The organism is Azospirillum formosense, from assembly GCF_040500525.1.
Classification (GTDB): domain Bacteria; phylum Pseudomonadota; class Alphaproteobacteria; order Azospirillales; family Azospirillaceae; genus Azospirillum; species Azospirillum formosense_A.
Map to the genome: position 1 here is coordinate 66,206 of NZ_CP159402.1, position 25,119 is coordinate 91,324.

The 25,119-nt window shown below is 69.8% G+C and carries 22 protein-coding genes; 14 read left to right on the forward strand and 8 right to left on the reverse strand.

What is annotated here, in order from left to right; genetic code table 11:
• Positions 1 to 10: 10 nt before the first annotated feature.
• Positions 11 to 1,195 (reverse strand): YbfB/YjiJ family MFS transporter, encoded by a 1,185-nt coding sequence (locus ABVN73_RS00310; protein WP_353858423.1) that lies wholly within the window; start codon positions 1,193 to 1,195, stop codon positions 11 to 13.
• 132 nt (positions 1,196 to 1,327) lie between these two features.
• Here ABVN73_RS00310 and ABVN73_RS00315 point away from each other — a divergent pair, with 132 nt between their 5' ends.
• From ABVN73_RS00315 to ABVN73_RS00335, 5 genes are all read left to right on the forward strand, one after another.
• Positions 1,328 to 2,251: a LysR substrate-binding domain-containing protein gene (locus ABVN73_RS00315; RefSeq protein ID WP_353858424.1), complete on the forward strand. Its 924-nt coding sequence runs from the start codon at positions 1,328 to 1,330 to the stop codon at positions 2,249 to 2,251.
• Between the two features lie 145 nt (positions 2,252 to 2,396).
• Positions 2,397 to 2,729, forward strand: coding sequence for a ferredoxin FdxA (fdxA, locus tag ABVN73_RS00320; protein ID WP_014238741.1), 333 nt, complete (start codon positions 2,397 to 2,399; stop codon positions 2,727 to 2,729).
• Between the two features lie 319 nt (positions 2,730 to 3,048).
• The gene (locus ABVN73_RS00325) at positions 3,049 to 3,549 is read left to right on the forward strand and encodes a CarD family transcriptional regulator (protein ID WP_014238739.1); all 501 of its coding nucleotides are present in this window, start codon (positions 3,049 to 3,051) and stop codon (positions 3,547 to 3,549) included.
• Between the two features lie 199 nt (positions 3,550 to 3,748).
• Positions 3,749 to 4,564 (forward strand): hypothetical protein, encoded by an 816-nt coding sequence (locus tag ABVN73_RS00330; protein WP_353858425.1) that lies wholly within the window; start codon positions 3,749 to 3,751, stop codon positions 4,562 to 4,564.
• A 273-nt stretch (positions 4,565 to 4,837) separates the two neighbouring features.
• On the forward strand, positions 4,838 to 5,740 hold the full coding sequence (locus ABVN73_RS00335; protein ID WP_353858426.1) for an RNA polymerase factor sigma-32: 903 nt from the start codon (positions 4,838 to 4,840) through the stop codon (positions 5,738 to 5,740).
• Positions 5,741 to 5,859: 119 nt separating this feature from the next.
• Here ABVN73_RS00335 and ABVN73_RS00340 read toward each other — a convergent pair whose 3' ends face one another.
• Positions 5,860 to 7,764, reverse strand: coding sequence for an adenylate/guanylate cyclase domain-containing protein (locus ABVN73_RS00340; protein ID WP_353858427.1), 1,905 nt, complete (start codon positions 7,762 to 7,764; stop codon positions 5,860 to 5,862).
• A 173-nt stretch (positions 7,765 to 7,937) separates the two neighbouring features.
• A complete protein-coding gene (locus ABVN73_RS00345) occupies positions 7,938 to 9,404 on the reverse strand; it encodes a M48 family metalloprotease (RefSeq protein WP_353858428.1) in 1,467 nt (488 codons plus the stop codon).
• 84 nt (positions 9,405 to 9,488) lie between these two features.
• Here ABVN73_RS00345 and ABVN73_RS00350 point away from each other — a divergent pair, with 84 nt between their 5' ends.
• The 7 genes from ABVN73_RS00350 to ABVN73_RS00380 all read left to right on the forward strand — a co-directional run bounded on the left by ABVN73_RS00350 (position 9,489) and on the right by ABVN73_RS00380 (position 16,746).
• Positions 9,489 to 10,325, forward strand: coding sequence for a thermonuclease family protein (locus tag ABVN73_RS00350; protein ID WP_353858429.1), 837 nt, complete (start codon positions 9,489 to 9,491; stop codon positions 10,323 to 10,325).
• Positions 10,326 to 10,394: 69 nt separating this feature from the next.
• The gene (gene pip, locus ABVN73_RS00355) at positions 10,395 to 11,345 is read left to right on the forward strand and encodes a prolyl aminopeptidase (RefSeq protein ID WP_353858430.1); all 951 of its coding nucleotides are present in this window, start codon (positions 10,395 to 10,397) and stop codon (positions 11,343 to 11,345) included.
• 168 nt (positions 11,346 to 11,513) lie between these two features.
• The gene (gene rpmI / locus ABVN73_RS00360; protein ID WP_094301526.1) at positions 11,514 to 11,714 is read left to right on the forward strand and encodes a 50S ribosomal protein L35; all 201 of its coding nucleotides are present in this window, start codon (positions 11,514 to 11,516) and stop codon (positions 11,712 to 11,714) included.
• Positions 11,715 to 11,735: 21 nt separating this feature from the next.
• Entirely contained in the window at positions 11,736 to 12,107 is a 372-nt protein-coding gene (rplT, locus tag ABVN73_RS00365; protein ID WP_014238729.1) for a 50S ribosomal protein L20, read from the forward strand.
• A 122-nt stretch (positions 12,108 to 12,229) separates the two neighbouring features.
• Positions 12,230 to 13,297, forward strand: a complete 1,068-nt coding sequence (gene pheS / locus ABVN73_RS00370) for a phenylalanine--tRNA ligase subunit alpha (RefSeq protein WP_353858431.1) — start codon at positions 12,230 to 12,232, stop codon at positions 13,295 to 13,297.
• A 13-nt stretch (positions 13,298 to 13,310) separates the two neighbouring features.
• Positions 13,311 to 15,722, forward strand: a complete 2,412-nt coding sequence (pheT, locus tag ABVN73_RS00375; RefSeq protein ID WP_353858432.1) for a phenylalanine--tRNA ligase subunit beta — start codon at positions 13,311 to 13,313, stop codon at positions 15,720 to 15,722.
• Between the two features lie 511 nt (positions 15,723 to 16,233).
• Positions 16,234 to 16,746, forward strand: coding sequence for a response regulator (locus tag ABVN73_RS00380; protein WP_353858433.1), 513 nt, complete (start codon positions 16,234 to 16,236; stop codon positions 16,744 to 16,746).
• Between the two features lie 28 nt (positions 16,747 to 16,774).
• On the opposite strand, the gene ABVN73_RS00385 is transcribed toward ABVN73_RS00380, so the two are convergent.
• From ABVN73_RS00385 to ABVN73_RS00395, 3 genes are all read right to left on the reverse strand, one after another.
• Complete coding sequence (locus ABVN73_RS00385) at positions 16,775 to 18,361, reverse strand: DUF3369 domain-containing protein (protein ID WP_353858434.1); 1,587 nt, start codon at positions 18,359 to 18,361, stop codon at positions 16,775 to 16,777.
• 182 nt (positions 18,362 to 18,543) lie between these two features.
• A complete protein-coding gene (locus ABVN73_RS00390; RefSeq protein ID WP_353858435.1) occupies positions 18,544 to 19,503 on the reverse strand; it encodes an SH3 domain-containing protein in 960 nt (319 codons plus the stop codon).
• A gap of 105 nt (positions 19,504 to 19,608) precedes the next feature.
• Positions 19,609 to 20,505 carry a LysR substrate-binding domain-containing protein gene (locus ABVN73_RS00395; RefSeq protein WP_353858436.1) on the reverse strand — a complete coding sequence of 299 codons (897 nt, stop codon included), beginning with the start codon at positions 20,503 to 20,505 and terminating at the stop codon, positions 19,609 to 19,611.
• Between the two features lie 145 nt (positions 20,506 to 20,650).
• Here ABVN73_RS00395 and ABVN73_RS00400 point away from each other — a divergent pair, with 145 nt between their 5' ends.
• Positions 20,651 to 20,809 (forward strand): hypothetical protein, encoded by a 159-nt coding sequence (locus tag ABVN73_RS00400; protein ID WP_353858437.1) that lies wholly within the window; start codon positions 20,651 to 20,653, stop codon positions 20,807 to 20,809.
• A gap of 8 nt (positions 20,810 to 20,817) precedes the next feature.
• Here ABVN73_RS00400 and ABVN73_RS00405 read toward each other — a convergent pair whose 3' ends face one another.
• Positions 20,818 to 21,564 carry a hypothetical protein gene (locus ABVN73_RS00405; RefSeq protein ID WP_353858438.1) on the reverse strand — a complete coding sequence of 249 codons (747 nt, stop codon included), beginning with the start codon at positions 21,562 to 21,564 and terminating at the stop codon, positions 20,818 to 20,820.
• Between the two features lie 149 nt (positions 21,565 to 21,713).
• Positions 21,714 to 23,516: a translation elongation factor 4 gene (gene lepA / locus ABVN73_RS00410; protein WP_353858439.1), complete on the reverse strand. Its 1,803-nt coding sequence runs from the start codon at positions 23,514 to 23,516 to the stop codon at positions 21,714 to 21,716.
• A gap of 277 nt (positions 23,517 to 23,793) precedes the next feature.
• Between lepA and ABVN73_RS00415 the strand changes: the two genes are divergently transcribed.
• Positions 23,794 to 25,110 (forward strand): FkbM family methyltransferase, encoded by a 1,317-nt coding sequence (locus tag ABVN73_RS00415; protein WP_353858440.1) that lies wholly within the window; start codon positions 23,794 to 23,796, stop codon positions 25,108 to 25,110.
• Positions 25,111 to 25,119: the final 9 nt, after the last annotated feature.

Sequence of the window (25,119 nt, forward strand, 5' to 3'; positions counted from 1 at the left end):
GACGGGAAGGCTAACCCCGCCCGGCGCCCAGGGCAACCGCGGCGGGGCCGCGCCGCCCGGCCATCCAGGCGCCGGCGGCGAGGAGGAGCGCGCCGGCCAGCACCGCGGCGGCGGCGCCCAGCAGGGCGGAATCGAACTGGCCGGTGCGCGCCACCACCAGACCGGCCGGCACCGGCCCGATGATCTGCCCCAGCCCGTAGACCGCGGTCAGCGCGCCGATGACGCGGGCCGACGCTCCGCCCGACAGGTGGCGGCCCAGCGTGAAGGACAGGGTGACGATGCCGACGAAGGTCCCGCCGAACAGCACCGCCGACAGCAGGGCCGCCGGGGACCCGGTGATGGGCAGCAGGATGCCCACCGCCTGCACCACATGGGCGAGGATCAGCGCCCGCCAGAGGCCGAGCCGCCGCCCCGCCGCCGCCCAGACGATGCCCGACGGCATGGCCGCCAGACCGGTGACCATCCAGGCCGCGGCGCCGAGCGGCGCCGTCTCCGGCATCGTCTTCAGGATGGCGACCAGGAAGGTGCCGGTGACGATGTAGCCGGCGCCCTCCAGGAAGTAGGCCAGCGTCAGCAGGATCATCGGCGCCGAGGGCCGGGCGGACGGGCCGGCGGAGGATCGGGCGGCGGTGTGGCCGGGCTCGCGCGGCGGGTCGCCCACCCACAGCCAGGACAGGGTGCCGAAGCCCAGGCAGGCCAGCCCCAGCCACAGCCAGTCGCCGCGCCAGCCCAGCCGGTCGCCCATGAGGGCGACGAACAGGCCGCTCGACGCGATGCCGAGGCCGACGCCGGTGTAGAGCCAGCCGGTCCAGGCCTCCCGCCCGGCGCGGGCCAGCGCGTCCAGCGTCATGGCGATGCCCAGGATGAACAGGCCGGCGCTGGCCAGTCCCGAGACGAAGCGCAGCGCGGCCCAGGCCGCCATGTCGTCGGTGAAGCCCATGCCGGCGGTGGAGGTGACGCTGGCGATCAGCGCGGTGCGGAAGACGGTGGTGCGCGCCGCGCCCTGCGGCACCAGCCCGGCGCCCAGCGCCCCCAGGAAGTAGCCGAGATAGTTCAGCGAGGCGAGCAGCCCCGCGGCGTCGGCGCCCAGCCCGGTCGCCGCCTGCATCGCCGGCAGGATCGGCGTGAAGGCGAAGCGCCCCACCCCCATGGAGATGACCAGCACCAGCACGCCGCCGATCAGCACCCGGACCATGGCTTCCCCCCGCAGGCTCGTTTTTTCGCGTGCGTCCATCCTCGCGCGGAGGAACCCTCATTTCTAATGATTTGTTTCGATGCTATGCTTCACTGTGAGTGATGGAAGGCGTCCGGATCGGGGAGGGTGACGATGGACCTCGCGGGCCTGCGGGTGGTGAAGGCGGTGGCGGACACCGGCAGCGTCAGCCGTGCGGCGGAGACGCTGAACTGCGTCCAGTCCAACGTGACGGCGCGGCTGAAGCGGCTGGAGGAGGACCTCGGCGTGCCGCTGTTCCTGCGGCTCAGCCGCGGCATGGCGCCGACGCCGGCCGGGCGGGTGCTCGCCGACTACGCCGACCGGGTGCTGCGCCTCGTCGCCCAAGCGCGCGACGCGGTGGCCGACGCGGCGGGGCGGGGCGGGCGGCTGTCCGTGGGCACCATGGAGACGACCGCAGCCGTGCGTCTGCCGCCGATCCTCGCCCGCTTCCACGCGGAGAATCCGGACGTCGACCTGACCATCGTCCCCGGCCCCACCGAAACCATGCTGGGGGAGGTGCTGGCCGGGCGCATCGACGGCGCCTTCGTCTCCGGGGCGGTGGAGCATCCCGAACTGGTCAGCCGGCCCGTCTTCGAGGAGGAGCTGGTGCTGGTCGAGCCGGCCAGCGGCATCACCAGCGAGTCCGGGCGGAACACCCTACTGGCCTTCCGGCGCGGCTGCGCCTACCGGGCGCGGGCGGAGACGGCGATGCGCGAGTCCGGGCGGGTTCCCTACCGGGTGATGGAGTTCGGGGCGCTGGAGGCCATCCTGGGCTGCGTCGGTGCCGGCATGGGCGTCACCGTCCTGCCCCGCGTCGTGGTGGAGCGGGAGCCCTGGCGCGGCCTGTTCACCGCCCGGCCGCTGCCGCCGGAACTGGCCCGCATGCCCACCCGTTTCGTCCGGCGGGTGGATTCCATGGAGACGGTGGCGCTGCGCACCTTCCTGGAGGCGGTCGCGGAGGGGAGCAGGGAGGGTGGGGCTGCGTCGCATGCGCCCACACAACCGGCGGGGTTGATCCCGTCTCGGGCGGCGTGCTAGGCAAGCGCCGCGGTCGGGCCATGGTCCTTTCATGACCTCGAACCGCGCCCACGCGCGAGCACGTCAGTCGAAGCGTCCATCGAAGCGACTCGAACCCCGGCGCGTGAACACCGCCGGAACTGGCGAGAACAGCGGAGAACGAATCATGCCCTACGTCGTGACGGAAGACTGCATCAAGTGCAAGTACACCGATTGCGTCGAGGTCTGCCCCGTGGATTGCTTCTACGAGGGCGAGAACATGCTGGTCATCCACCCGGATGAGTGCATCGACTGCGGCGTGTGCGAGCCGGAATGCCCGGCCGAGGCCATCGTGCCGGACACCGACGGCCGCGCGGAGAAGTGGATGGAGCTGAACCGCGACTACGCGGCGCAGTGGCCCAACCTGACCCGCAAGAAGGACGCGCTGCCCGACGCCGACGCCATGAAGGGCGTGGACGGCAAGTTCGACAAGTTCTTCTCTCCGAAGGCCGGCGGCTAAGCGGAGTCGGGACTATTGCAGTGCATGGCGTGCTTTTGCCGCCATGCAAAAACGACAGGTCGGCCATCGGCGGGCAACGTCAGAATCCGGACGGCTGCCCGCGCGTAGCCTTTGTAACCCGGCCGTAACATCGCTATAATACGCGCCCGGAGCCGGCCTCAGCGTCATTGCCGGATTTCCCATCGACCAAGGGCTCAGTGCAACAGTGCGCGGCGTGGAGGACCCCATCCCCACGGTGTGTCGTTGTCACCGGGCCTTTTTCGCCCCCTCCACCGGGGCGGCAAAATGGCGCGATCGCGAGAAGTGAGAGCCAACCCAAATGTCGAACAAGCTTGACTTCGAGGCCGGTGACTTCGTCGTCTACCCGGCCCATGGCGTCGGTCGGGTCGAGGGAATCGAGACCCACAGCATCGCTGGCATGGATGTTCAGCTCTACGCGATCACGTTCGAAAAAGAGCGCATGACGCTCAAGGTTCCGGTCGGCAAGGCCAAGGCCGCCGGCCTGCGCCGCCTCAGCACGAAGGACCGCATCAAGGTCGCCCTGGAGACGCTGCAGGGCCGTTCGCGCGTCCGCCGCACGATGTGGAGCCGCCGCGCCCAGGAGTATGAGGCCAAGATCAACTCGGGCGACCCGGTGGCCATCGCGGAGGTCGTGCGCGACCTGTACCGCGGCGCCGACCAGTCCGACCAGTCCTACAGCGAGCGCCAGATCTATCAGGCCGCCCTGGAGCGTCTGGCCCGCGAGCTGGCCGCCGTCGAGAAGATCGACGAGACCAAGGCCACCGAGCGGCTGGAGCTGGTCCTCAAGAAGGCCGCCTGACCGGCCGTCCGGGCCCTCTCCGGGAACAGGGGAGGGGAACCGGTTCCGGATTGTGATGTTGATGATGAAGGCGCGGCGCTTTGGCCGCGCCTTTGTCTTAAGTTTTCGTCTTTCGCCGGGTCCGCGCGGCGCCTACACTCCCGCCCCCGGCCTTCCTGTGGCCGGTCCGTGACCGCTGGATGGGGTGAGCGTCTCCGGCATGTCTGAAGCGCAGAAATTCATCGATCTTCGGAACCCGCGGCGCATCTGGGCCGTCGGTTCGATCCACGCCCAGACGGACCATCTCCACGCCGTGCACGAGGTGATCGCCGCGCGTTTCCTGCCCGGTGACCGGCTCGTCTATCTCGGCAACATGGTCGGCTGGGGCGAACGGGTGCTGGAGACGGTGGACGCGCTGCTGGCCTTCCGCACCTGGCTGCTCAGCTGGCGCGGCATGGAGGCCGGCGACATCGTCTATCTGCGCGGCGCGCAGGAGGAGATGTGGCACAAGCTGCTCCAGCTCCAGTTCGCGCCCGACCCGCAGCAGGTGCTCGACTGGATGACCCGCCACGGCGCGGGGACCACTCTGGCCGCCTATGGCGGCACGGTGGAGCAGGGCATGGCGGCGGCCCGCGGCGGCACCATGACGCTCGGCCGCTGGACCCAGGGGCTGCGTCAGGCGATGCACGCGCAGCCCGGTCACGAAAATGTGTTCAACACCCTGCGCCGCGCCGCCTACTGCACCGGACCCGAGCGGGGGGAGGGCGGCGTGCTTCTGGTCAGCGCCGGCGTGGACACCCGCCGCCCGCTCAACCACCAGGGCGACGCCTTCTGGTGGGGGGCGCCCGGTTTCGCCCAGATGTCAGAGCCTTACGGCGGTTTCGCCCGCGTCGTGCGGGGCTACGACCCGGCCCGCAAGGGCGTCGCGGTGACCGATCGCGTGGCCACCCTGGACGGCAATTGCGGGTTGGGTGGGCACCTCGTTTGTGGGTGCCTGTCGCCTTCGGGTGAGATCCTGGACCTGTTCCAGGTCTGACCCATCTCCCTTTTTCCTACCCGTCCTACCCATTCCTTCGGCCTCCGCCACCGAATCCCTTCCGGTGCGGATGATCCGAAACGTCTTGTCCTGCGTAAGACGTGCAACAGGGCGAGGGGAACGGCTGTTGTCCCAACCGTCGGCAATCCGAGGCGAACCGGCCCTGGTGAACCGGCGGACCATTGGACCTGAGGGGGCCTGTCCCTTCGGACTCCGCAGCACAGGGCACAAGCAGCCTGAAACGCGGCCGCCCAGATGGGAAGGAAGGGACGTATGGCTTACATCGACGATCCCGAGACTCAGCGCGCGAATCTGAGTTTCATCAAGGCCTCCATGCGTGAGCCTCTGCTGACGCGCGACCACGAATTCGAACTGGCCCGCAAATGGCGCGAGGGCGGCGACGAACGGGCCCTCCACGAGCTGGTGCGCGCCTACACCCGGCTGGTGGTGGCGACCGCCGCGCGATTCCGCAACTACGGCCTGCCCATGGGCGACCTCGTGCAGGAGGGCAATGTCGGGCTGATGCAGGCGGCCAGCCGCTTCGAGCCCGACCGCGAGGTGCGTTTCTCGACCTACGCGGCCTGGTGGATCCGCTCGGCCATGCAGGACTACATCCTGCGCAACTGGTCCATCGTCCGCACCGGCACCACCGCCGCCCAGAAGTCGCTGTTCTTCAACCTGCGCCGCCTGCGCGCCCGCATCGAGAGCCTCAGCCAGGGCGGCACCGGCTCCGGCAACGGCCTGACCAAGGAAGGCCGGGAGTGGATCGCCGGCGAGCTTCAGGTCGACGTGACCGAGGTCGAGGCGATGGAAATGCGCCTGTCCGCTTCCGACCAGTCGCTCAACTCCCCGGTCGCCGACGGCTCCGACGAGGATTGGCAGGATTTCCTGGCCGACCAGCGCCCCTCGCCGGAGGAGGTGGTGATCGGCATGCGCGACAGCCGCACCCGCTCGCAATGGCTGGCCGAGGCGCTGGGCGAACTCAGCCCGCGCGAACGCACCATCATCCAGGAACGCCGCCTGCGCGAGGAGGGCGCCACCCTGGAGCAGCTGGGCCGCGAACTGGGGGTGAGCAAGGAGCGGGTGCGCCAGCTCGAACACCGCGCCCTGCTGAAGCTGCGCCAGTCGATGCTGAAGCGGGTGGAAGGGTTCGGGGATCTGCTGGCGGACGCGTAGAAGCCACTTGTCCCCACCCTAACCCTCCCCCGCTGGGCGGGGGAGGGGACGACCGCGGCTTCGCATAAGGCACCCTCTCCCGCCCGGCGGGGGAGGGCCGGGGCGGGGGCAAGCCCACGCTACGCCTTCTCCTCCTCGCGGACCGCCCCCGCGCCATCTCCCCCGCCGTCGTCATCCAGCGTGACCCGCCACACCTCCGTCGTGCCGGTGCGGCCGCGGAGCGTGCGGTCACCGACGCAGTCCAGCGGGGCGGCGCCGTCGCCCTGGAAGGCGGTGGCGGCGCTGGACAGGACGATGACCTCCTCGTCCCCCTGAAGGGCGGAGGCCAGCTCCTCGATGCGGGCGGCGACGTTCACGGTGTCGCCGACGATCGTGTAGTTGATCCGGCTTTCCGACCCGATGTTGCCCACCACCACCGGCCCGGAATGCAGGCCGATGCGCACGCGGATCGGCGGCAGCCCCTCCGCCGCGCGGCGGCGGTTGCCCGCGCGTACGGCGCGGGTGATGGCGTGGGCGGCGCGCAGCGCGCGGGCGGCGTGGTCCGGCTGCTCCTCGGGCGCGCCCCAGAAGGCCATGATGGCGTCGCCGATGAACTTGTCCACCGTGCCGCCCTCCGCCTCGATGCAGTTGGCGAGCAGGGTGAAATGCTCGTTCAGCAGGGCGGCGGTGTCGGCGGCCCCCATATGCTCGGCCATGCGGGAGAAGCCGCGGATGTCGGTGAACATCACCGTCACCTCCCGCTCCTCCGACTGGAAGCTGGTCAGGCCGCCGCGGCGGTGCATCAGCCGCAGCACCAGCGCCTTCGGCACATAGGTCTCGAACCAGCGCAGCCCGGCGACCATGGCGTTGAAGGCGCTGTTGGCGCGGGCCAGCTCGCGCAGGCGCGAATCGGGAAGCTCCTCGATCGCGCGGAAGTCGAAGGTCCGGACATGGTCGGCGGCCTCGGCCAGATGGGCCACCTGGGTGCTGATGCGCCGCCCGACGATCAGCGCCACCGCCACCGAGATCAGCAGGATGCCCAGCCCGGCCAGCCCGGTGGTGTAGAGGCGGCGGACCTCGGCGCTGGCCTCGTTGGCGCGGAAGCTGATGCCGATGGTCCAGTCCTGCTGGCCGTAGCCGGCCATGCTGCGCATCAGGAACAGGTAATCCTCGTCCAGCACGTTGACGAGCCGGCCCTCCACCCGCTTCTTCAGGGCGTCCACCGGCTGGCCGGTCTGCCAGAGCGCCGCCAGCGCCGGGTCGGCCACCTGATCGATGCGCGGCAGGGGCGGGCCGTCGGTCTTGGTCGAGAAATCGAACTTCATGCCGGCCAGCGACGGGTGGGCCAGCACGTGCTGCCGGTCGAACAGGACGAAGGCGTTCAGCCCCTGCTCCACGTAGAGCGTGGACAGGAAGCGCGACAGGTCGCCCAGCGACACGCCGACGACCACCTGCCCCAGATAGGTGCCGTTGCGCCGAACCGGCTGGAACAGCGTGACGAAGCTGGTCCCCGCCTCCTTCGACCACAGCGGGTCGGCCCAGACGGCGGTGGTGCGGTCGGCGCCGTTGCGCAGCTCCGGCCCCAGTTCCGGCTCGTGGCGCAGATCCTCCCGCCCGATGTGGAGCTGGTTGCCCAGCCGGTCGGCGCGCAGGCCGGTGCGGTCGGGGTGGAAGAAGGCGATGCCGGTCACGTCCGGCGCCCCGGCCAGCGCGCCGCGCAGCGTGTCCTGGAGCGAGCGGGAATCGGCGGGGTCCAGCTCCCCCCGCTCCATCAGTCCGGCTACGAAACGGGCCATGTCCCGCGCGGGGTTGAGCTGGTTGCGAATGCGCACCTCCACCCCCGACAAGGCGAGGTCGGCGCGGTCGTTCAGCAGCGTGAAGGTGTTCCGGCTCGCGCTGACGAGGCCGAGCACGAGCACGCTCGCCACCGCCAGCAGCATCAGCGAGCCGAAGCCGGCCACCAGCACCGCCGCGATGGGCAGGCGCAGGCGCGGGCGGCCCAGCGCGGGCGGGCGCGTCCGGCGCGGACCACCCTTTTTGCGCACGGCCTCCTTCAGTCCGGAGACGCGCAAGCCGGTTCGCGGAAAACGCCGTTTGGTGGGGTGGTCAGCCATGGCGCGGAGCCTACAGGACGCACGCGGCCATCGGCAATCGGCCATCACGCCGCGTCCTGCAACGGTCACCCCGCCTTCGACCGGGGGCCTTCAACCGGGTGCCGTCAGCCGGTGATGATCTTCACCGGACGCCCGGGCTGGATCGGCGTGCCCGGCGGCAGGTCGTTGATGATCCGGAACAACTCCTCCGCGTAGGGTTCCCGCGGCATCTGGCTGACGAAGCCCTCGACGCTGTCGCCGGGCCGGGCGGTCTGCACGCGGATGCGCCGGGGCTGGTAGGACGCGGCCTCCTGCCGGGTCAGCCGGCGGAAGCTGTTGGCGGTCTGGCGAAAATCGCCGTCGAAGCGGGACAGCGCGCCGCCGGGGGCCAGGAAGGTGAAGCGGTACAGCGTGCCGGAGTCCGCGCGGATGGCGACCAGCCGCACGTCCACCGCCCCGGCGTCGGTCTTGCCCTGGGTCAGCGCGGTGGCCGCCGGCATGCCGTTGACGGTGAAGGATTGCAGGTCCCGCAGCGGCGCCCCCTGCGCCCAGGTGCCGGTCAGATAGGCGGCGGGGTCGCGCACGCCGGGCGCCTTGCCGCCGTCGAAGACGATGGCACCGCCGTTGGGCCCTTTGGCGATCACCTGCTCCGCCCCGTTGAGCAGGCTGTAGCCTTGCGGCACGTCGAAGGCGATGCCCAGCTGCGGGTGGGCGAAGCTGCGGCCGCGGACGAAGCCGTTCTCCGGGCTGTCGCCGTAGATCACCCCGTCCATCGCCGTCATGTAGGGATCGACGGGCCGCGCCCCGCGGGGCAGCTCGCGGGCGATGGCCGCCGCCTCGTCGACGCGCGCCGCGGTCTGCGGGTGGGTGGCGAAGAAATCGAAGCCGCCCTCCGCCGCCCCCTTGCCGGCGCGCAGGCCGTTGTATTGGGTGTCGCGGCGCATGGTCTCCAGGAAGGTCGCCATGGCGAAGGGGTCGTAGCCGGCGCGGTGCAGATACTCGATGCCCAGCCGGTCGGCCTCCGACTCCTGGCCGCGCGAGTAGCGGGCGAGCAGGGCGGTTCCGCCGATGTTGGCGATCTGCGCCAGCTCCGGGCTGCCCAGAACGAGGCCGATGCCGGCGGCGAGCAGCCCGGCGATGGTCTGGTTGGTCTGCCGCTCCTGGCCGTGGTGGGCGATGACGTGGCCGATCTCGTGCCCCAGCACGCTCGCCACCTCCGCCTCGTCCTTGGCGAGCGCCAGCAGGCCGCGGGTGATGTAGACGTAGCCGCCGGGCAGGGCGAAGGCGTTGACCACGTCGCTGTCCAGGACGGTGAAGGTCCAGGGGCCGGAACGGTCGGTCTGGGCGGCCAGCCGGTTGCCGATGCCGGTGATGTAGGCCTGCAGCCTCTGGTCGGGGTAGGCCCCGCCATACTGCGCGAGGATCTTGGGGTGTTCCTGCGCGCCGATCGACTCCTCGCTGCCGCCGAAGATCTGGGCGTCGGCCGGGGCACAGGCCGAGGTGAGCAGCAGGACGGCCAGCCCCGCGGCGGCGATCCGGCGCAGCGGGGACGGGGAAGACGGCTTGCGTTCGGTCGTCGGTTCGGGCGTCATGAGTCGTTATATCGGAAGGGGGTCTGCAGAGATCAAACTCCCCGTCCGGTCCGCCTGTTCCACGGCCTCCCGCCTTTGCCCGCCATGCCGCGCCGCATTCCTTCGCTGCTGCTCTCCGCCCTGCTGCTGATGGCGAACACCGCCGGGCCGCCGGAGCTGCGCGTCGCCGCGGTGAGCGACGGCGCCACCCTGCTGCTGGAGGACGGGCGCAGCCTGCGCCTGGCCGGGATCGAGCCCGCGGCACCGCCCATGGGGGCGGAGCCGGGCGATCCCTGGCCACTGGCCGAGGCGGCGCGGCAGGCGCTGGTGGAACTGGCCGTCGGGCAGCGCCTGACGGTGCGGGGGGAGGCGCGGACCGACCGGCACGGGCGCCTGCTGGCCCAGGTGACGCGCGGCGACGGGCTGTGGCTCCAGGGCGAACTGCTGGCGCGCGGCCTCGCCCGCGTGCACACCCGGCCCGACGCCCGCGCCCTGGCCCGCGAGATGCTGGTGGCGGAGGCCGGCGCGCGGGCGGCGGAGCGCGGCATCTGGCGGACCCGCGCCTACGCCGTGCGGCCCGCCGACCCGGACGCGCTGCGCCGCGACCGCGACAGCTTCCAGATCGTCGAGGGGCGGGTGCTGCGGGTGAGCAAGGCGGGCGGCGACGCCTATCTGGACTTCGGCGAGGACTGGCGGACCGACGTCACGGTGCACATCGGGCGGGCCGCCTTCCCGGCCTTCGTCGCCGCCGGCATCGACCCGCTGTCCTACGAGGGGCGGGTCGTCCGGGTGCGCGGCTGGGTGGGTCTGCGCGCCGGCCCGCTGATCGAGGCGACCCATCCCGAGCAGATCGAGCGGCTGGATGACCCCGCCCCGCCCCTCCGCGCCTCACGACGCACTCCATCCCCGCCGCCGGAACCTTCCGACGACGACGAGGAGTGAGCCTGTGGCGGACGACGGACGGGCGTCCTACACTTGCTTCCATTCGGCCCGGACTGACAGGACCTCTTCATGCCCCGCAGCGAGCTTTTCCCGCCCATCGACCCCTACCAGACCGGCTTTCTGCCCGTGGACGACATCCACACGCTCTATTGGGAGCAATCGGGCAACCCGCGCGGCGTGCCGGTGCTGTTCCTGCACGGGGGGCCGGGGGCGGGCGCCTCGCCGACGCACCGGCGCTTCTTCGACCCCGGCCATTACCGCATCGTCGTGATGGACCAGCGCGGGGCGGGCCGCTCCACCCCGCTGGGCGAGGTCCGGCGCAACACGACCGAGCTGCTGGTGGAGGACGCCGAACGGCTGCGCCGCCATCTGGGCATCGAGCGCTGGCTGCTGTTCGGCGGAAGCTGGGGATCGACGCTGGCGCTGGCCTACGGGCAGACCCACCCGGAACGCTGCCTGGGGCTGATCCTGCGCGGCATCTTCCTGATGCGGAAGGCGGAGATCGACTGGTTCCTCTACTCCATGCGCACGATCTTCCCGGAGGCCTGGGCGGCCTTCGCCGGCCACATCCCGTCGGAGGAGCGCGGCGACCTGCTGGAGTCCTACTGGCGGCGGCTCAACGCGCCGGATGCGGCGACCCGCATGGCCGCGGCGCGGGTGTGGAGCCTGTACGAGGGGTCCTGCTCCTCGCTGCTGCCCTCGCCGGAGCTGATCGCGACGAGCGCGGAGGACACCCACGCGCTGGGCCTCGCCCGCATCGAGGCGCATTACTTCCGCTCCAACCGCTTCACCCCGGAAGACAAGCTGCTGCGCGACGTGCACCGCATCCGGCATCTGCCGGGGGCGATCGTCCAGGGCCGCTACGACATCGTCTGCCCGATCACCAGCGCCGACGAGCTGCGCCGCGCCTGGCCGGAGGCCGACTACCGCGTGGTGCCCGACGCCGGCCATTCCGCCATGGAGCCGGGCATCCGCGCCGCCCTGGTCCAGGCGACCGAGCGCTTCAAGGAATACCGGTAGGGGAGAGGGGGCGCGCCGGGTCCCCTCATACCTCTCCCGCATTCGCTCCCCCTTGCGCTGCGGCGTGGCCGCGCGTATAACCCTGCGCTCCAACGGGCGGCGAGGCCGGGTCCGAGACCCAGGGCATGCCCAACCGTCAGTCGGGAACATCCAACGCAAGGATTGAAAATGCCCAAGCTGAAGACGAAGAGCGGCGCCAAGAAGCGCTTCAAGGTGACCGCGTCCGGTAAGGTGCGCGCCCAGGCGGCTTTCAAGCGCCACTGCCTGGAGCAGAAGAGCCCGAAGATGAAGCGCAACGCGCGCGGCATGATGACCCTGGCCGAGCCGGACCAGAAGATCGTGCTGAAGAACTGGCTGCGCAACGCTTGATATCGTAAGGGAATCTGAACCATGGCTCGTGTTAAGCGCGGCGTCACCACGCACGCCCGTCACCGCAAGATCCTGAAGCTCGCCAAGGGCTACCGGGGCCGCAACTCCAAGAACTTCCGCATCGCGATCGAGAAGGTCGAAAAGGCCCTTCAATACGCGTATCGCGACCGCCGCAACAAGAAGCGCGATTTCCGCGGCCTGTGGATCCAGCGCATCAACGCCGGTGTCCGCCAGTACGGCCTGACCTACTCGCGCTTCATCAACGGCATCAAGCTGGCCGGCATCGAGATCGACCGCAAGGTCCTGTCGGATCTGGCCGCCCGTGAGCCGGAGGCCTTCAAGGCCATCGTCGATCAGGCCCAGGCCGCTCTCGCCTCCAAGGCCGCCGCCTAAAGGGTTCGCCGCGCAAGCGGAAACCCCGGTCCGGCGCCGGACACGAAAGAAGGGAGCCGTGCCTCTGGGCCGGCTCCCTTTTTCTTTACGCTCGCACTTCCTTATGGCTCGCGGGAAATGACATGCTCGATGCGCTGAAAGACGAACTCCTGTCGCAGGTCAACGCCGCTGGCGACCTCGCGGCCCTCGAAGAGGTGCGGGTCACCGCGCTCGGCAAGAAGGGGCGCATCACCGGCTTCATGAAGGAGCTGGGCGGGCTGTCGCCCGACGAACGGCGCGAGCGCGGCCAGCAGCTCAACGCGCTGAAGGACGAGATCGCCGCGGCCATCGACGGCCGCAAGGCCGACCTCGCCCGCGCCCATCTGGAGGCCCGCCTCCAGGCCGAGCGCATCGACGTCACCCTGCCGGTCCGTCCGGAGACCGAGGGGCGCATCCACCCGATCAGCCAGACCATCGACGAGATGGTGGCGATCTTCGCCGAGATGGGCTTCAGCGTCGCCGAGGGGCCGGACGTCGAGGACGACTTCCACAACTTCACCGCCCTGAACTTCCCGCCAGGCCACCCCGCCCGCGACATGCACGACACCTTCTATCTCCCGGACAACGGAGACAAGAAGATGCTGCTGCGCACCCACACCAGCCCGGTGCAGGTCCGCACCATGCTGAACAAGAAGCCGCCGATCCGCATCATCGCGCCGGGCCGCACCTACCGGTCCGACTACGACATGACCCACACCCCGATGTTCCACCAGATCGAGGGGCTGGTCATCGACGAGGCGACCCACATGGGGCACCTCAAGGGCTGCCTGATCGAGTTCTGCCGCGCCTTCTTCGACGTGGACGACCTGCCGCTGCGCTTCCGCCCCAGCTTCTTCCCCTTCACCGAACCCTCGGCGGAGGTGGACATCGGCTGCTCCCGCAAGGGCGGCGAGCTGAAGCTCGGCAACTACGGCGACTGGCTGGAGATCCTGGGCTGCGGCATGGTGCACCCCAACGTGCTGGAGGCCTGCGGCATCGACAGCACCAAGTACCAGGGCTTCGCCTTCGGCATGGGGATCGAGCGCGTGGCGATGCTGAAATACGGCATCCCCGACCTGCGCACCTTCTTCGAAGCCGACCTCCGCTGGCTGAAGCATTACGGCTTCGTGCCGCTCGACGTTCCCAGCATGGCCCAGGGCCTGACGCGCTAAAGGAGCCGGACCCATGAAGTTCACGCTGTCCTGGCTGAAGGACCACCTGGAAACCGACGCCACGCTCGACCAGATCGTGGAGAAGCTGACCGCCCTCGGCCTGGAGGTCGAAGGGGTGGAGGACCGCTCCAAGGAACTGAAGCCCTTCCGCGTCGCCCACGTCGTCTCCGCCGAGAAGCACCCGGACGCCGACAAGCTGCGCGTGCTGGTCGTCGACACCGGCACCGAGACGCTCCAGGTCGTCTGCGGCGCGCCCAACGCGCGCGCCGGGCTGAAGGGCGTCTTCGCGCCGGAGGGGGCCTACATCCCCGGCTCCGACATCACGCTGAAGAAGGGCGTCATCCGCGGCGTCGAGTCGAACGGCATGATGTGCTCCGAGCGCGAGCTGAAGCTGTCGGAGGAGCACAACGGCATCATCGAGCTGCCCGAGGACGCGCCGGTCGGCGTGGCCTACGCCGACTATGCCGGCCTCGGCGACCCGGTCATCGACATCAGCCTGACGCCGGACCGCGCCGACTGCGCCGGTGTGCGCGGCATCGCCCGCGATCTCGCCGCCGCCGGTCTGGGCCGGCTGAAGCCGCTGACGGACGGCCTGCTGAACGCCGAGCCGGTCAAGGGCGCCTTCCCCAGCCCGCTCGGCGTGGCCAACGAGCGCACCGACGCCTGCCCGCTGTTCGTCGGCCGCGTCATCCGCGGCGTGAAGAACGGGCCGTCGCCGAAGTGGCTGCAGGACAAGCTGGTCGCCATCGGCCTGCGCCCGATCTCGGCCCTGGTCGACATCACCAACTACCTGACCTTCGACGCCGCCCGCCCGCTGCACGTCTTCGACGCGGACAAGGTGAAGGGCGGCATCGTCGTGCGCATGGCCCGTCCCGGCGAACGGCTGAAGGCGCTGAACGGCAAGGAGTACGACCTCGACGGCGAGATGACCGTGATCGCCGACCACGAGCGCGCCGAGTCGCTGGCCGGCATCGTCGGCGGCGAGGACACGGGCTGCACCGAGACGACCGTCAACGTTTTCGTCGAGGCGGCCTTCTTCGACCCGGTGCGCACCGCGCAGACCGGCCGGCGCCTGGGCATCGACTCCGACGCGCGCTACCGGTTCGAGCGCGGCGTCGATCCGGCGGCGGTCGTGTCGGGGATGGAGCGGGCCACCCGCCTGATCCTGGAGATCTGCGGCGGCGAGGCCTCCGACCTCGTCATCGCCGGCGAGGAGCCGCAATGGCGCCGCACCCTGACGCTGCGTCCGGGCCGGGTCGCCGCCCTGGGCGGCGTCGCGGTGCCGCGCGACGAGCAGACCCGCATCCTGATCGATCTCGGCTGCGAGATCGCCGGCGAGGATGTGGACGGCACGCTGCGCGTCGTTCCCCCCTCCTGGCGCGCCGACATCCACGGCGAGGCCGATCTGGTGGAGGAGGTGCTGCGCATCCACGGCTTCGACGCCATTCCCGCGACGCCGCTGCCGCGCGAGAGCGTGCTGACCCGCCCGGCGCTCTCCACCAAGCAGCGCCGCGTCGGGTTGGCCAAGCGCACGCTGGCCGTCCGCGGCCTGTCGGAAGCCGTTACCTGGTCCTTCATGGCCGGTCCGGTGGCCGAGCTGTTCGGCGGGGTCGGCGAGGGGCTGACGCTGGTCAACCCGATCAGCGCCGATCTCGACGTGATGCGCCCGTCGATCCTCGGCAACCTGATCCAGGCGGCCGGGCGCAACGCCGACCGCGGCTATGCCGACGCCGGCCTGTTCGAGGTCGGCCCGGCCTTCCGCAAGCCGTCGCCGGACGGGCAGGACATCGTGGCCGCCGGCATCCGCGCCGGCAACGCGGTGCCGCGCCATTGGGCGGAGAAGGCCCGCGGCGTCGACGCCTTCGACGCCAAGGCCGACGCGATGGCCGTGCTGGAGGCCGCCGGCGCCCCGGTGACCAACCTGCAGGTCACCACCGACGCGCCGGGCTGGTACCATCCCGGCCGCTCGGGCGTGCTGCGCCTCGGTCCCACGGTGATGGCCCGCTTCGGCGAGATCCACCCGACCGTCCTCGCCACGCTGGGCGTCAAGGGGCCGGTGGTCGGCTTCGAGGTCTTCCTCGACGCCGTCCCGCTGCCCAAGAAGAAGGGCGGCACGGCGCGTCCGCTGGTCCAGCTCTCGCCCTTCCAGCCGCTGGAGCGCGACTTCGCCTTCGTCGTCGGCAAGGATGTCGAGGCCGACAAGCTGATCCGCGCCGCCAAGGGCGCCGACAAGGCGCTGGTCAAGGACGTGACGGTCTTCGACGTCTACCAGGGCACGAACGTCGACGAGGGCAAGAAGTCCGTCGCGCTCTCCGTCACGCTCCAGCCGACCGAGCGCACCCTGACCGAGCCGGAGATCGAGGCCATCGGCCAGAAGATCGTCGCCGCGGTCGCCAAGGCCACGGGGGGCAGCCTGCGCAGCTGAACCTTGCGCACTCAAAGGCTGTAGACTCGGAAAAGGGTTCAATTTCGTAAGACAAAGTTCGGGCCCCCGTCGCAAGGCGGGGGCCCATTGTTTTTCCATGTCCGAATGGAACGGCTCCCGATGTGGACAGTTCAAAGGATTGTTCCGGAGGCGACACGTCTGGATTGGCAGAGAATGGTGTGGTCCATTGTTTGGGCCGCGTTTGTGCGTCGCATCCGGACGTGCCTCATATGCGCTTTTTCAGAGTTGAATGGAGTTTGTCCATCAGATAAAGCGAATGAACATAAGTTTGCAAATCATGCTTCCGTATTGTCGCGATGCTGCGCATCGCTGCCTATAAATTTCAGAAATGGAATGTTTTCTTTCCACGATACACGGCAGGCATTCCAGAAAATTTGTCCCGCTGATATTTCGATTTTTTTAATATTTTTCGTTCTTTTTTGAAGCGGTCATGTTGGAAACGGCGCGGGGTGCCTTGGCTCCGCCGCCCTCAGACTTGGTGAAGAATCCGATGGTGAGCTTTACGAACGACCACGCCAGACCCGCTTCCATCCTCGCCATGACCGGGGATGCCGGTGGTGGGCCGGGGGGCGGTGGTGGCGGCGCGTTCCGCCGCGAGGATGGCGATGGAGGCACACCGGACGAGGCCAGCCGGCTGGTCATCGTGGTGGATGACGACCGGTCGATCGTGGAAGGCTTGGCGCTGCTTCTGGAGGCCTGGGGGTACGACGTGATGACCGCCCTGTCGCTGACCGAGCTGGCGCAGCGGCTGCCGCAGGCGCCCGGCCGTCCGGGGCTGGTCCTGGCCGATCACTTCCTGCCGGCGGGGGGCACGGGCGCCCAGGCGGTGGAGATGGTGCGCGCCCATGTCGGCGCCGCGGTGCCCGCCCTGATCCTGACCGGCGACACCATGCCGGAGCGTCAGGTCGAAGCCGCCGCCCTGGGCTGCCGGCTGCTGCACAAGCCGGTGCAGATCGGTCCGCTCAAGGACATGGTGGACACCCTGATGAACGGCGCCGGCTGACCGCGCCCACGGGAACGGGGCGTCCGCCTCACGTCCGGCGCAGGTTGCCGGACACCGCCAGGAAGGCGTCCACCACCAGCGGATCGAACCGGCTGCCCGACAGGCGCCGGATCTCCGCCACCGCCACATCATGGTCCAGCGCCTTGCGGTAGGGACGGTCGCGGGTCATGGCGTCGAAGCTGTCGGCCACCGCGACGATGCGGGCGCTCAGCGGGATGGCGTCGCCCTGCAGGCGGTCGGGATAGCCGGTGCCGTCCCAGTTCTCGTGATGCGAGCGGGCGATCTCCGCCCCCAGATGCAGATGCGTCCGTCCCTCGGACCGCCGGCTGGCGCGGTCCAGCAGGTCCCAGCCCATGGTGGTGTGGGCCTGCATGAAGGCCCGCTCCTCCGGGGTCAGCGGCCCGGTCTTGCCGAGGATGGCGGGGTCCAGCGTGGCGTTGCCGACATCGTGGAGGATGGCGGCCAGACCGACCGACTCCAGGAACAGCGTGTCGAGGATGGCGGGATAACGCCCCTCCTCGGCCAGCCGGCGGGCGATGCGGTCGGTCACCAGGGCGATGCGCGGGCCGGCCTCGGCCTCCGCGCCGGGATGGCCGGCGCGCTCGGCCAGATCGGCCATGGCGATGACCGTGTGTTCCTGGCTGCGGCGCAGCTGCTCGTAGAGATGCAGGTTGTCGAAGCCGACGGAGATCTTGCGGCAGAACACCTCGATCAGGTTGCGGTCGAGGTCCGACAGCGGCCGGTCGGAACTCAGATAGACCACGTTCTCCCGGTCGTTCGGCGTGCGGATGTAGAGCGTACAGTGGTCGGCGGCGTAGCGGTTGCCGCGCGATTCCAGGCAGCGCTTCACCTCCGCCAGGACGGCGGGCTCGACATGGTTGGCCGCCGGCTCGTCGATCAGCGTCTCGAAGCGGCCGGAGCCGGCCAGCACATACAGCCCGTCCGCCGCGCCGCTGATGACCGGGCCGCGCTGCACGCACAGGATGGCGTCGGGCCCGACGCCGAGGATGCCGGAGAGCTGGGTCAGCACGCCCGCGGCGAACAGCTTCATCGAGCGCGCCTGGAACAGCGACGACGACGCCTCGATGATCTTCTCCAGTCCGCGCCGGTTCATCTCGATCGCCATGATGTCCTCGTAGGAGCGCAGGGCGGCGACCGTGGTGGTGAACAGCTGCTGGGCGGTGAGCTGCGTCTTGGCCTTGTAGTCGTTGATGTCGTAATCGAGGATCACCGCGCGTTCCGGCGCCTGGCCGGGCTGGCCGGTGCGCAGGATGATGCGGACGTGGCGGTTCTTCAGCTCCTCGCGGATGTGGTGGACGAGCTGCAGCCCGGCGTCGTCGGTCTCCATCACCACGTCCAGCAGGATGATGGCGATGTCCTCCTCGCGCTCCAGGATCGCCCGCGCCTCCGCCGCGGAATAGGCGGAGATGAACTCGGCGGGGCGGCCCTTGTAGGCGAAGTCGGCCAGGACGAGCTTGGTGATGGAGTGCACCTCCGGCTCGTCGTCCACGATCAACATCTTCCATCGGTTCCCGGTGGCCGGCGACCCGGTTTCGCCGTTGCCGTCGCCGTCCTGGTCGTCCAGAAAAAGGAACTCGTCGTCGGAGTCGGTCATGGGCACAGCCTGGGGCGGAGCGGGCGGGGAAGTAAGAAAGATTAACACGGCACGGCCGCGCCCGCCTACCGCCACGATCGATGCATTTTCGACGAAAAAGCTCAGTAATTTAACGGAGGCGGCGCGTCTCTGCCGCATGGTGGAGGGCGCCGCCGGGGGGCAGGCCAGGGTCAGGCCAGCAGTCAGAAGGTGTCCAGCTCGATCACCCAGCAGTCCATGGAACGCTGCGCCAGCGCGCCGCAGACATTGTCGACCTGCGTCCGGGTGAAGGGACCGACGCCCATCTGGTAGGTGGTGCGGGCGCCGCGGAAGACCGGCCAGACCATCGGCGGCAGGTCGCGGTAGGCCGTCCCCGGGCCGTAGGTGAACTCCTGCCAGGCCCGCAGCCCCTCGGCGTGGCTGACATACTCGCCGAGCCGCGCGGCGAACAGCGGCCCCGGCTCGATCGGCGGCATGCCGGGCAGCGGGTAGGGGGCGACCACCCCGATCAGGCCGTCCGTCGTGGCGACCGCCCGCGTCCGGCCGGGCATGCCCAGCGTGACCCGCCCGTTCGCGGAATCGATCAGGCTGACCACGTCGCCCTTGCGCAGGGTGAAGCTGCGCCGCTTCTTGTTGTCGAGGATTTCCGTCGCCTTGATGGCGTCCGCCGCCACGACATAGCCCTGGGCCGGCACCTGCGCGGCGATCTCCCAGGCGCTGCGCGGCACCACGGCGGCGCCCCGGTGGAACACCGGCGGCTTGCCGGACGAGGGCGGCGGGCCGCCGGCGCTGGTCCCGGCGGCGGTGGCGCCCATGGCGGCGGTGATCGAGCGCGACACCATCAGCGCCGGGTCCAGCGAGTCGGAGGGCACATAGCCGATGGGCTGGCCGCCGATGGCGACCTCGGTCCAGCTGGTGCCGCGCGGCGTGCCCAGCGCGTTCAATGCCTTGCCGCGCGGCAGGGTCTGGATGATGCGGGCGTCGGCGTTGGGGCCGATGCGCACCTCGATGTCGCGGTTCAGCACCACCTCGCCGGTCAGCGGCGCGCCGATGGCGACGGGGCTCTGCGCCAGGGCACCGTCCGGGGCGAACCACATCGTCGCCGCGGCCAGGATCAGCCGCAGCGCCAGGGCGCGGGAGGCGGTGGTGGAACGCGTGCGCACGGCGGTGGACCCCTTTGGAGGAAGGCCCATTTTGCCCTGGTCCGCCCCGCCGGGGCAACCCGGCGCGTGCGCGCCGGGGCGAATGTCACGGAGCGGCACGGCCCGTCAGGCCGCGCGATCTCCGCCCCGGCCCCCGCCCACCAGATCGTGGATCGCCTCGGCCAGCAGGCGGACCGGCTTGGCGGCCATGCCGGGGGCGCGGTGCAGCGCGATGTCGATGTCCGGCAGGGCGGGAAAGCCGTCCGCCGCGGTCAGCCGGCGCAGGCTGGGCGGGACGGTGCATTCCTCCATGGCGGTGACGCCCAGCCCGCCCAGAACGGCGCCATGGACCGCCACCACGCTCTTGCTGATGAAGGCGACGCGCCAGCCGCGCCCGATGTCCTCCAGCGCCGCCACGGCGAGGTCGCGCACCACGCAGCCCTTGGGGAACAGGGCCAGCGGCAGCGGGTCCTCGCGCTCGATGGGAGTGGCATCGACGACGGTGGAACGCGGCGGGGCGACCCAGGCCACCGGCTCCCGTCGGACCAGTTCGCCGCTGCGGCTGTCGGGGTGGCGGGTGACCAGGGCAAGGTCGTAGCGGCCCTTGTCGATCTCCGCCACCAGATCGGGGCTGTTGTCGCAGATCACCTCCACCGGCACGTCGGGGTAGGCGGCGGCGAAGCGGGCCAGCACGCCGGGCAGCAGCATGGTGGCGTAGTCGTCCGGCGTGCCGATGCGCACGCTGGCCACCGTGGCGGGCCGGCGCATCAGCGTCAGCACCTCGTCGTTCAGGGTCAGCATCCGCCGGGCGTAGGTCAGCAGAAGCTCACCCTCCCGCGTCAGGTGAACGCTTTTGGTGTCGCGCTGGAAGACGCGGGTGCCCACCACCTCCTCCAGCCGGCGGACCTGCTGGCTGACGGCGGCCTGGGTGCGGCCCAGCGTGTCGCCGGCACGGGTGAAGCTGCGCGCGTCGGCGACGGCGACGAAGGCGCGCAGGAGGTCGGTGTCGAGGTTGGCCGGCATGGTCACGCATTCAAGCAGAGGGGGCACGCGGGTTCAACGCGCGAAAGGACCATCACGATCTGTGATGATCCTCATAAAGCCTATTCGTTTCCAAGATTTTTCGCGCGGGCGCAGAGTGCCCTCCGATCTTCGGGAGGGCTGAGCGATGGGCGTGTTCGACGCGATGACGACGGTGGTGCTGGAGGCCGGACGGCTGGACCGCCGGGAGGAGCGCCGGACCGGCAGGGTGCCGCCGCCGCGCCGCTTCCGCCTGCCGCGGATGCCGGCCCTGCCGGCGTTGCTGCTGGCGATCCTGGTGGTGTGAGGGCGGGATCAGGGGGCGGGCGTGTTGTCGGCGGGCGTTGCGGTGGCGGGTGCCGGCTCGGGAGCGGGCGCCGCAACCGGCGCCGCGGACGGGGTGAGACGGAGCGGGGCGGCGGCGCTGTCCGGAGCCGCGGCCGCCGGAGCCGGGGCGTCCACCGGCGGTTCCGCCGGAGTCGGGGCGGGAAGCTCCTTCGCCTCGATCGCCTCGGCGGGCTTGACCTCGTTCTTGACCTCGTCCTTGGCCGCCTCCCTCACCTCATCCTTTGCGGCGGGGGCCGGCGTCGGGTCCGTGGAGTAGTCGGCGACGATGCGGGCCTGGCTGCCGGCGATGACCAGCACCTTCTGCCCGATCTCGATGGGCTTCTCTTCCCGCTGGGTGACCGACAGAAGCTCGCCGTCCGGTTTGCGGACGATGTATTCCCAGCCCGTGGTGTCGCCGGTCACATGCTCGATCGAGGTGCCGAGCAGCCCGCCGATGGCCGTGCCGCCGACCGCGCCCAGCGCCGCGTTGATGCCGAAGGTGCCGGACTGCGAGCCGAGCACGCCGCCCGCGGCCCCGCCGGTGACCGCGCCGACGGTGCCGTTGGTGCTGATCTTGACCTGACGGAACCCGATGACGACCGCCCGCTCCACCTTGTTCGCCTGCTGCGTCGCGCTGGCGGCGTAGGTGTTCGGGGAGTAGTTCGGGGTGCAGCCTGCGAGGATGCCGGCGACCAGGGCCGCGGCGGGCAGGCCAAACATGACAGTGCGTGTCACGGGACATCATCCGTTTGGAAGCCTGACCGGGTGATAGGCGATTCCGCGCGGCGAGTCATTCGACTTTTTGTGGGCTCCGGGATGCGTGGACAAAAAGAAAGCGGGCCATTCCGGACCCGCTTTCCATCATGCAACCACCGGACCGAGGCTTACTCGTCGCCCATCTTGAGGGCGGCGATGAAGGCGCTCTGCGGGATTTCGACTTGGCCGAACTGGCGCATGCGCTTCTTGCCTTCCTTCTGCTTGTCCAGCAGCTTGCGCTTGCGGCTGATGTCGCCGCCGTAGCACTTGGCCGTCACGTCCTTGCGCAGCGCGCCGATGCTCTCGCGGGCGATGATCTTGCCGCCGATGGCCGCCTGCACGGCGATCTTGAAGAGCTGGCGCGGGATCAGCTCCTTCAGCCGCTCGCAGAGCTGGCGGCCGCGCCGCTCCGACTGGGAGCGGTGGACGATCATCGACAGGGCGTCCACCGGCTCGGCGTTCACCAGGATCGACATCTTCACGAGGTCGCCTTCCTCGTAGCTGTCCATCTGGTAGTCGAAGCTGGCGTAGCCGCGGCTGATCGACTTCAGCCGGTCGTAGAAGTCGAAGACCACCTCGTTCAGCGGCAGGCGGTAGACCAGCATGGCGCGGGCGCCGGCGTAGGTCAGCTCGATCTGCTGGCCGCGCCGCTCGGTGCAGAGCTGGAGGATGCCGCCCAGATACTCGTCGGGCAGCATGATGGTGGCCTTGATCCACGGCTCGTCGATGCGGTCGATCTTCATCACGTCCGGCATGTCCGCCGGGTTGTGCAGATCCATCACCGTGCCGTCGGTCATGTAGAGCTTGTAGACCACCGACGGCGCCGTGGTGATCAGGTCCAGGTTGAACTCGCGCTCCAGCCGCTCCTGGATGATCTCCAGATGCAGCAGGCCGAGGAAGCCGCAGCGGAAGCCGAAGCCCAGCGCCGCCGACGTCTCGGCCTCGTAATGGAAGCTGGCGTCGTTCAGCTTCAGCTTGCCCAGGGAATCGCGCAGCCGTTCGAAGTCGGCGGCGTCCACCGGGAACAGGCCGCACCACACCACGGGGATGGACGGCTTGAAGCCGGCCAGAGGCTCGGCCGCCGGGCGGCGGTCCTCGGTGATGGTGTCGCCGACCTTGGTCAACGTGATGTCCTTGATGGCGGCGGTGATGAAGCCCATCTCGCCCGGCCCCAACTCGCCGGTCAGCAGCGCCTTCGGGGTGAAGACGCCGACGCGGTCGACCTCGTGGGCGCTGCCGGTGGACATGAAGCGGACCTTCTGGCCGACCTTCAGCCGCCCGTCCACCACGCGCACCAGGATGACCACGCCGAGATAGGGGTCGTACCAGGAATCGACCAGCAGGGCCTTCAGCTCGCCGTCGGCGTTGCCCTGGGGCGCCGGAAGGCGCTGCACCACGGCTTCCAGCACGGCGTCGATGTTCAGGCCGGTCTTGGCCGAAATCTCCACGGCGTCGGTGGCGTCCAGGCCGATCACGTCCTCGATCTGCTGCTTCACGCGGTCGGGCTCCGCTGCGGGCAGGTCGATCTTGTTGAGGACCGGAATGATCTCGTGGTTGTTGTCGATCGCCTGATAGACGTTGGCGAGCGTCTGCGCCTCCACACCCTGCGAGGCGTCCACCACCAGGATCGAGCCCTCGCAAGCGGCGAGGCTGCGGCTGACCTCGTAGGCGAAGTCGACGTGGCCCGGCGTGTCCATCAGGTTCAGCGTGTACTGCTGCCCGTCCTTGGCCTTGTAGAGCAGGCGGACGGTCTGCGCCTTGATGGTGATGCCGCGCTCGCGCTCGATGTCCATGCTGTCGAGCACCTGTTCGCGCATCTCGCGCGAATCGAGGCCGCCGCACTGCTGGATCAGACGGTCGGCAAGGGTCGACTTGCCGTGGTCGATGTGCGCGATGATCGAGAAATTGCGGATGTGCGAAAGGTCAGTCATCGGTGCCCGGAGCCCTGGTTTGGGGCGGAACATAGGGCGGACGGACGATGCGCGCAATGGAGAAGGGTGACGGTCCGGCTTTGGCCGACGTCGGCCGCGGCCCGTGGGGCGGCTCCCCTCGCGTCCCATGCCGTGAACCGCCGGGCGACAACCATGCCGCGCGCCGGCCCTGCGCGGCGCCGCCCACAGCACGGTGCGGCGTCCGGCCTTTTCCCTTTACCGTCCCGCGCCGGCCATGGACTATGGCGGCGCGAAGCGTGCCCTTGGGGGATCATTCATGAAATGCGCGGTGATCATCCCGGTCGGGCCGGGGCACGACGGTTTGTCCGAAGAGGCGGCGGCCTCCGTCGAGACGGCGTTCCGCGCCGACCAGGGACCCTTTTCCGACGTGATGATCCTGCGCATCCCCGACCCGGACGGTGCGATCGGCCGCTCACGGTGCCGGAACGTCGGCGTCGAGCACGCCATCCAGCACGGTGCGGAGTGGGTCTTCTTCCTGGACGCCGACGATTTGATGGATCGCGACGGCTTCGCGGCGGTCCGCAGCCATGTGGCGGACGTCGACGCCGTGTTCGGGATGATCGCCGAGCAGTGGTACGGATCGGACGTGGTGACGTTGCGGGAAAAGCAGGTGGGGGCGACCACCCTTTTGTCCGACATCCTCCTGAACGATCCGTATCTGACGTTGCAGATGGGGCATTTCGTCCGCGCGCGCGTCGCGCGATCCATCCCGTTCGACGAGTCCATGGATACCGGCGAGGACTTCAAATACTACCTGGAACTCTGGCGGACGCACCGATGCTGCAAGATCGGGCAGCCGCTCTTCATCAACCGGCGCGGCGCCCACTCCACCGGCCCGCGCTCGGCCGATGGCGGCGGGTGGCGCCAAGCCGTGACGCGGGTGTTCGGCACGTTCTTCCGCAACCACCCGATCGTGATCAACTTCGTGGTGTCCGGCGTGAAGGTCGGCTTCGCCATCGCCAACCCGTTCGACATGATCCATCGCCATTACCTGCGCCGCGTGTTCTTCGAGCAGGAGGAACTGGACTGTCTGCGGGGTCTCGTGCCCGCCGGGTCGTCGATCCTTGAGATCGGCGCCAACGTGGGGAACCACGTCGTCTACTATGGCCTGTTCATGGCGCCGCGCCGCATCATCGCGGTCGAGCCCAACCCGGCGGCCCTGCATTTCCTGAAGAAGAACGTGGAGATCAACCGGCTCGACCCGGCGACGGTCACCGTCCTGGAGTGCGGCGTCGGGGACCGCACCGGTTCCTTCGAGGTGAGTGTCGCCGACGAGGCCAACCTGGGTGCGGCGCGCCTCGTCCCGGCGGAGGACGGGCGCGTCGCCGTCCACCCCATCGACGATCTCGTCCGGGAGGGCGTCGACTTCATCAAGATCGACGTCGCGGGCATGGAGATGGACGCGCTGTCCGGCGCCCGGAACACGATCGCCCTCCACAGGCCCATCCTGTTCATCGAGGTCGGGAGCGCCAACAGGGACGCCTTCTTCGACTGGGCCGGACGGAACGGTTACCGAATCGCCAAGGAATTCCCGTGCGCCGACGCCTCGAACTGCGTGGCCGTGCCGGTGTGAGGCCGTCGG

What these genes read in the sequence shown, in the direction of transcription:
- ABVN73_RS00310 (WP_353858423.1), bottom strand. Translation starts at nt 1,195, where the DNA reads ATGGTCCGGGTGCTGATCGGCGGCGTGCTGGTGCTGGTCATCTCCATG.
- ABVN73_RS00315 (WP_353858424.1), top strand. Translation starts at nt 1,328, where the DNA reads ATGGACCTCGCGGGCCTGCGGGTGGTGAAGGCGGTGGCGGACACCGGC.
- fdxA (WP_014238741.1), top strand. Translation starts at nt 2,397, where the DNA reads ATGCCCTACGTCGTGACGGAAGACTGCATCAAGTGCAAGTACACCGAT.
- ABVN73_RS00325 (WP_014238739.1), top strand. Translation starts at nt 3,049, where the DNA reads ATGTCGAACAAGCTTGACTTCGAGGCCGGTGACTTCGTCGTCTACCCG.
- ABVN73_RS00330 (WP_353858425.1), top strand. Translation starts at nt 3,749, where the DNA reads ATGTCTGAAGCGCAGAAATTCATCGATCTTCGGAACCCGCGGCGCATC.
- ABVN73_RS00335 (WP_353858426.1), top strand. Translation starts at nt 4,838, where the DNA reads ATGGCTTACATCGACGATCCCGAGACTCAGCGCGCGAATCTGAGTTTC.
- ABVN73_RS00345 (WP_353858428.1), bottom strand. Translation starts at nt 9,404, where the DNA reads ATGACGCCCGAACCGACGACCGAACGCAAGCCGTCTTCCCCGTCCCCG.
- ABVN73_RS00350 (WP_353858429.1), top strand. Translation starts at nt 9,489, where the DNA reads ATGCCGCGCCGCATTCCTTCGCTGCTGCTCTCCGCCCTGCTGCTGATG.
- pip (WP_353858430.1), top strand. Translation starts at nt 10,395, where the DNA reads ATGCCCCGCAGCGAGCTTTTCCCGCCCATCGACCCCTACCAGACCGGC.
- rpmI (WP_094301526.1), top strand. Translation starts at nt 11,514, where the DNA reads ATGCCCAAGCTGAAGACGAAGAGCGGCGCCAAGAAGCGCTTCAAGGTG.
- rplT (WP_014238729.1), top strand. Translation starts at nt 11,736, where the DNA reads ATGGCTCGTGTTAAGCGCGGCGTCACCACGCACGCCCGTCACCGCAAG.
- pheS (WP_353858431.1), top strand. Translation starts at nt 12,230, where the DNA reads ATGCTCGATGCGCTGAAAGACGAACTCCTGTCGCAGGTCAACGCCGCT.
- pheT (WP_353858432.1), top strand. Translation starts at nt 13,311, where the DNA reads ATGAAGTTCACGCTGTCCTGGCTGAAGGACCACCTGGAAACCGACGCC.
- ABVN73_RS00380 (WP_353858433.1), top strand. Translation starts at nt 16,234, where the DNA reads ATGGTGAGCTTTACGAACGACCACGCCAGACCCGCTTCCATCCTCGCC.
- ABVN73_RS00385 (WP_353858434.1), bottom strand. Translation starts at nt 18,361, where the DNA reads ATGACCGACTCCGACGACGAGTTCCTTTTTCTGGACGACCAGGACGGC.
- ABVN73_RS00395 (WP_353858436.1), bottom strand. Translation starts at nt 20,505, where the DNA reads ATGCCGGCCAACCTCGACACCGACCTCCTGCGCGCCTTCGTCGCCGTC.
- ABVN73_RS00400 (WP_353858437.1), top strand. Translation starts at nt 20,651, where the DNA reads ATGGGCGTGTTCGACGCGATGACGACGGTGGTGCTGGAGGCCGGACGG.
- lepA (WP_353858439.1), bottom strand. Translation starts at nt 23,516, where the DNA reads ATGACTGACCTTTCGCACATCCGCAATTTCTCGATCATCGCGCACATC.
- ABVN73_RS00415 (WP_353858440.1), top strand. Translation starts at nt 23,794, where the DNA reads ATGAAATGCGCGGTGATCATCCCGGTCGGGCCGGGGCACGACGGTTTG.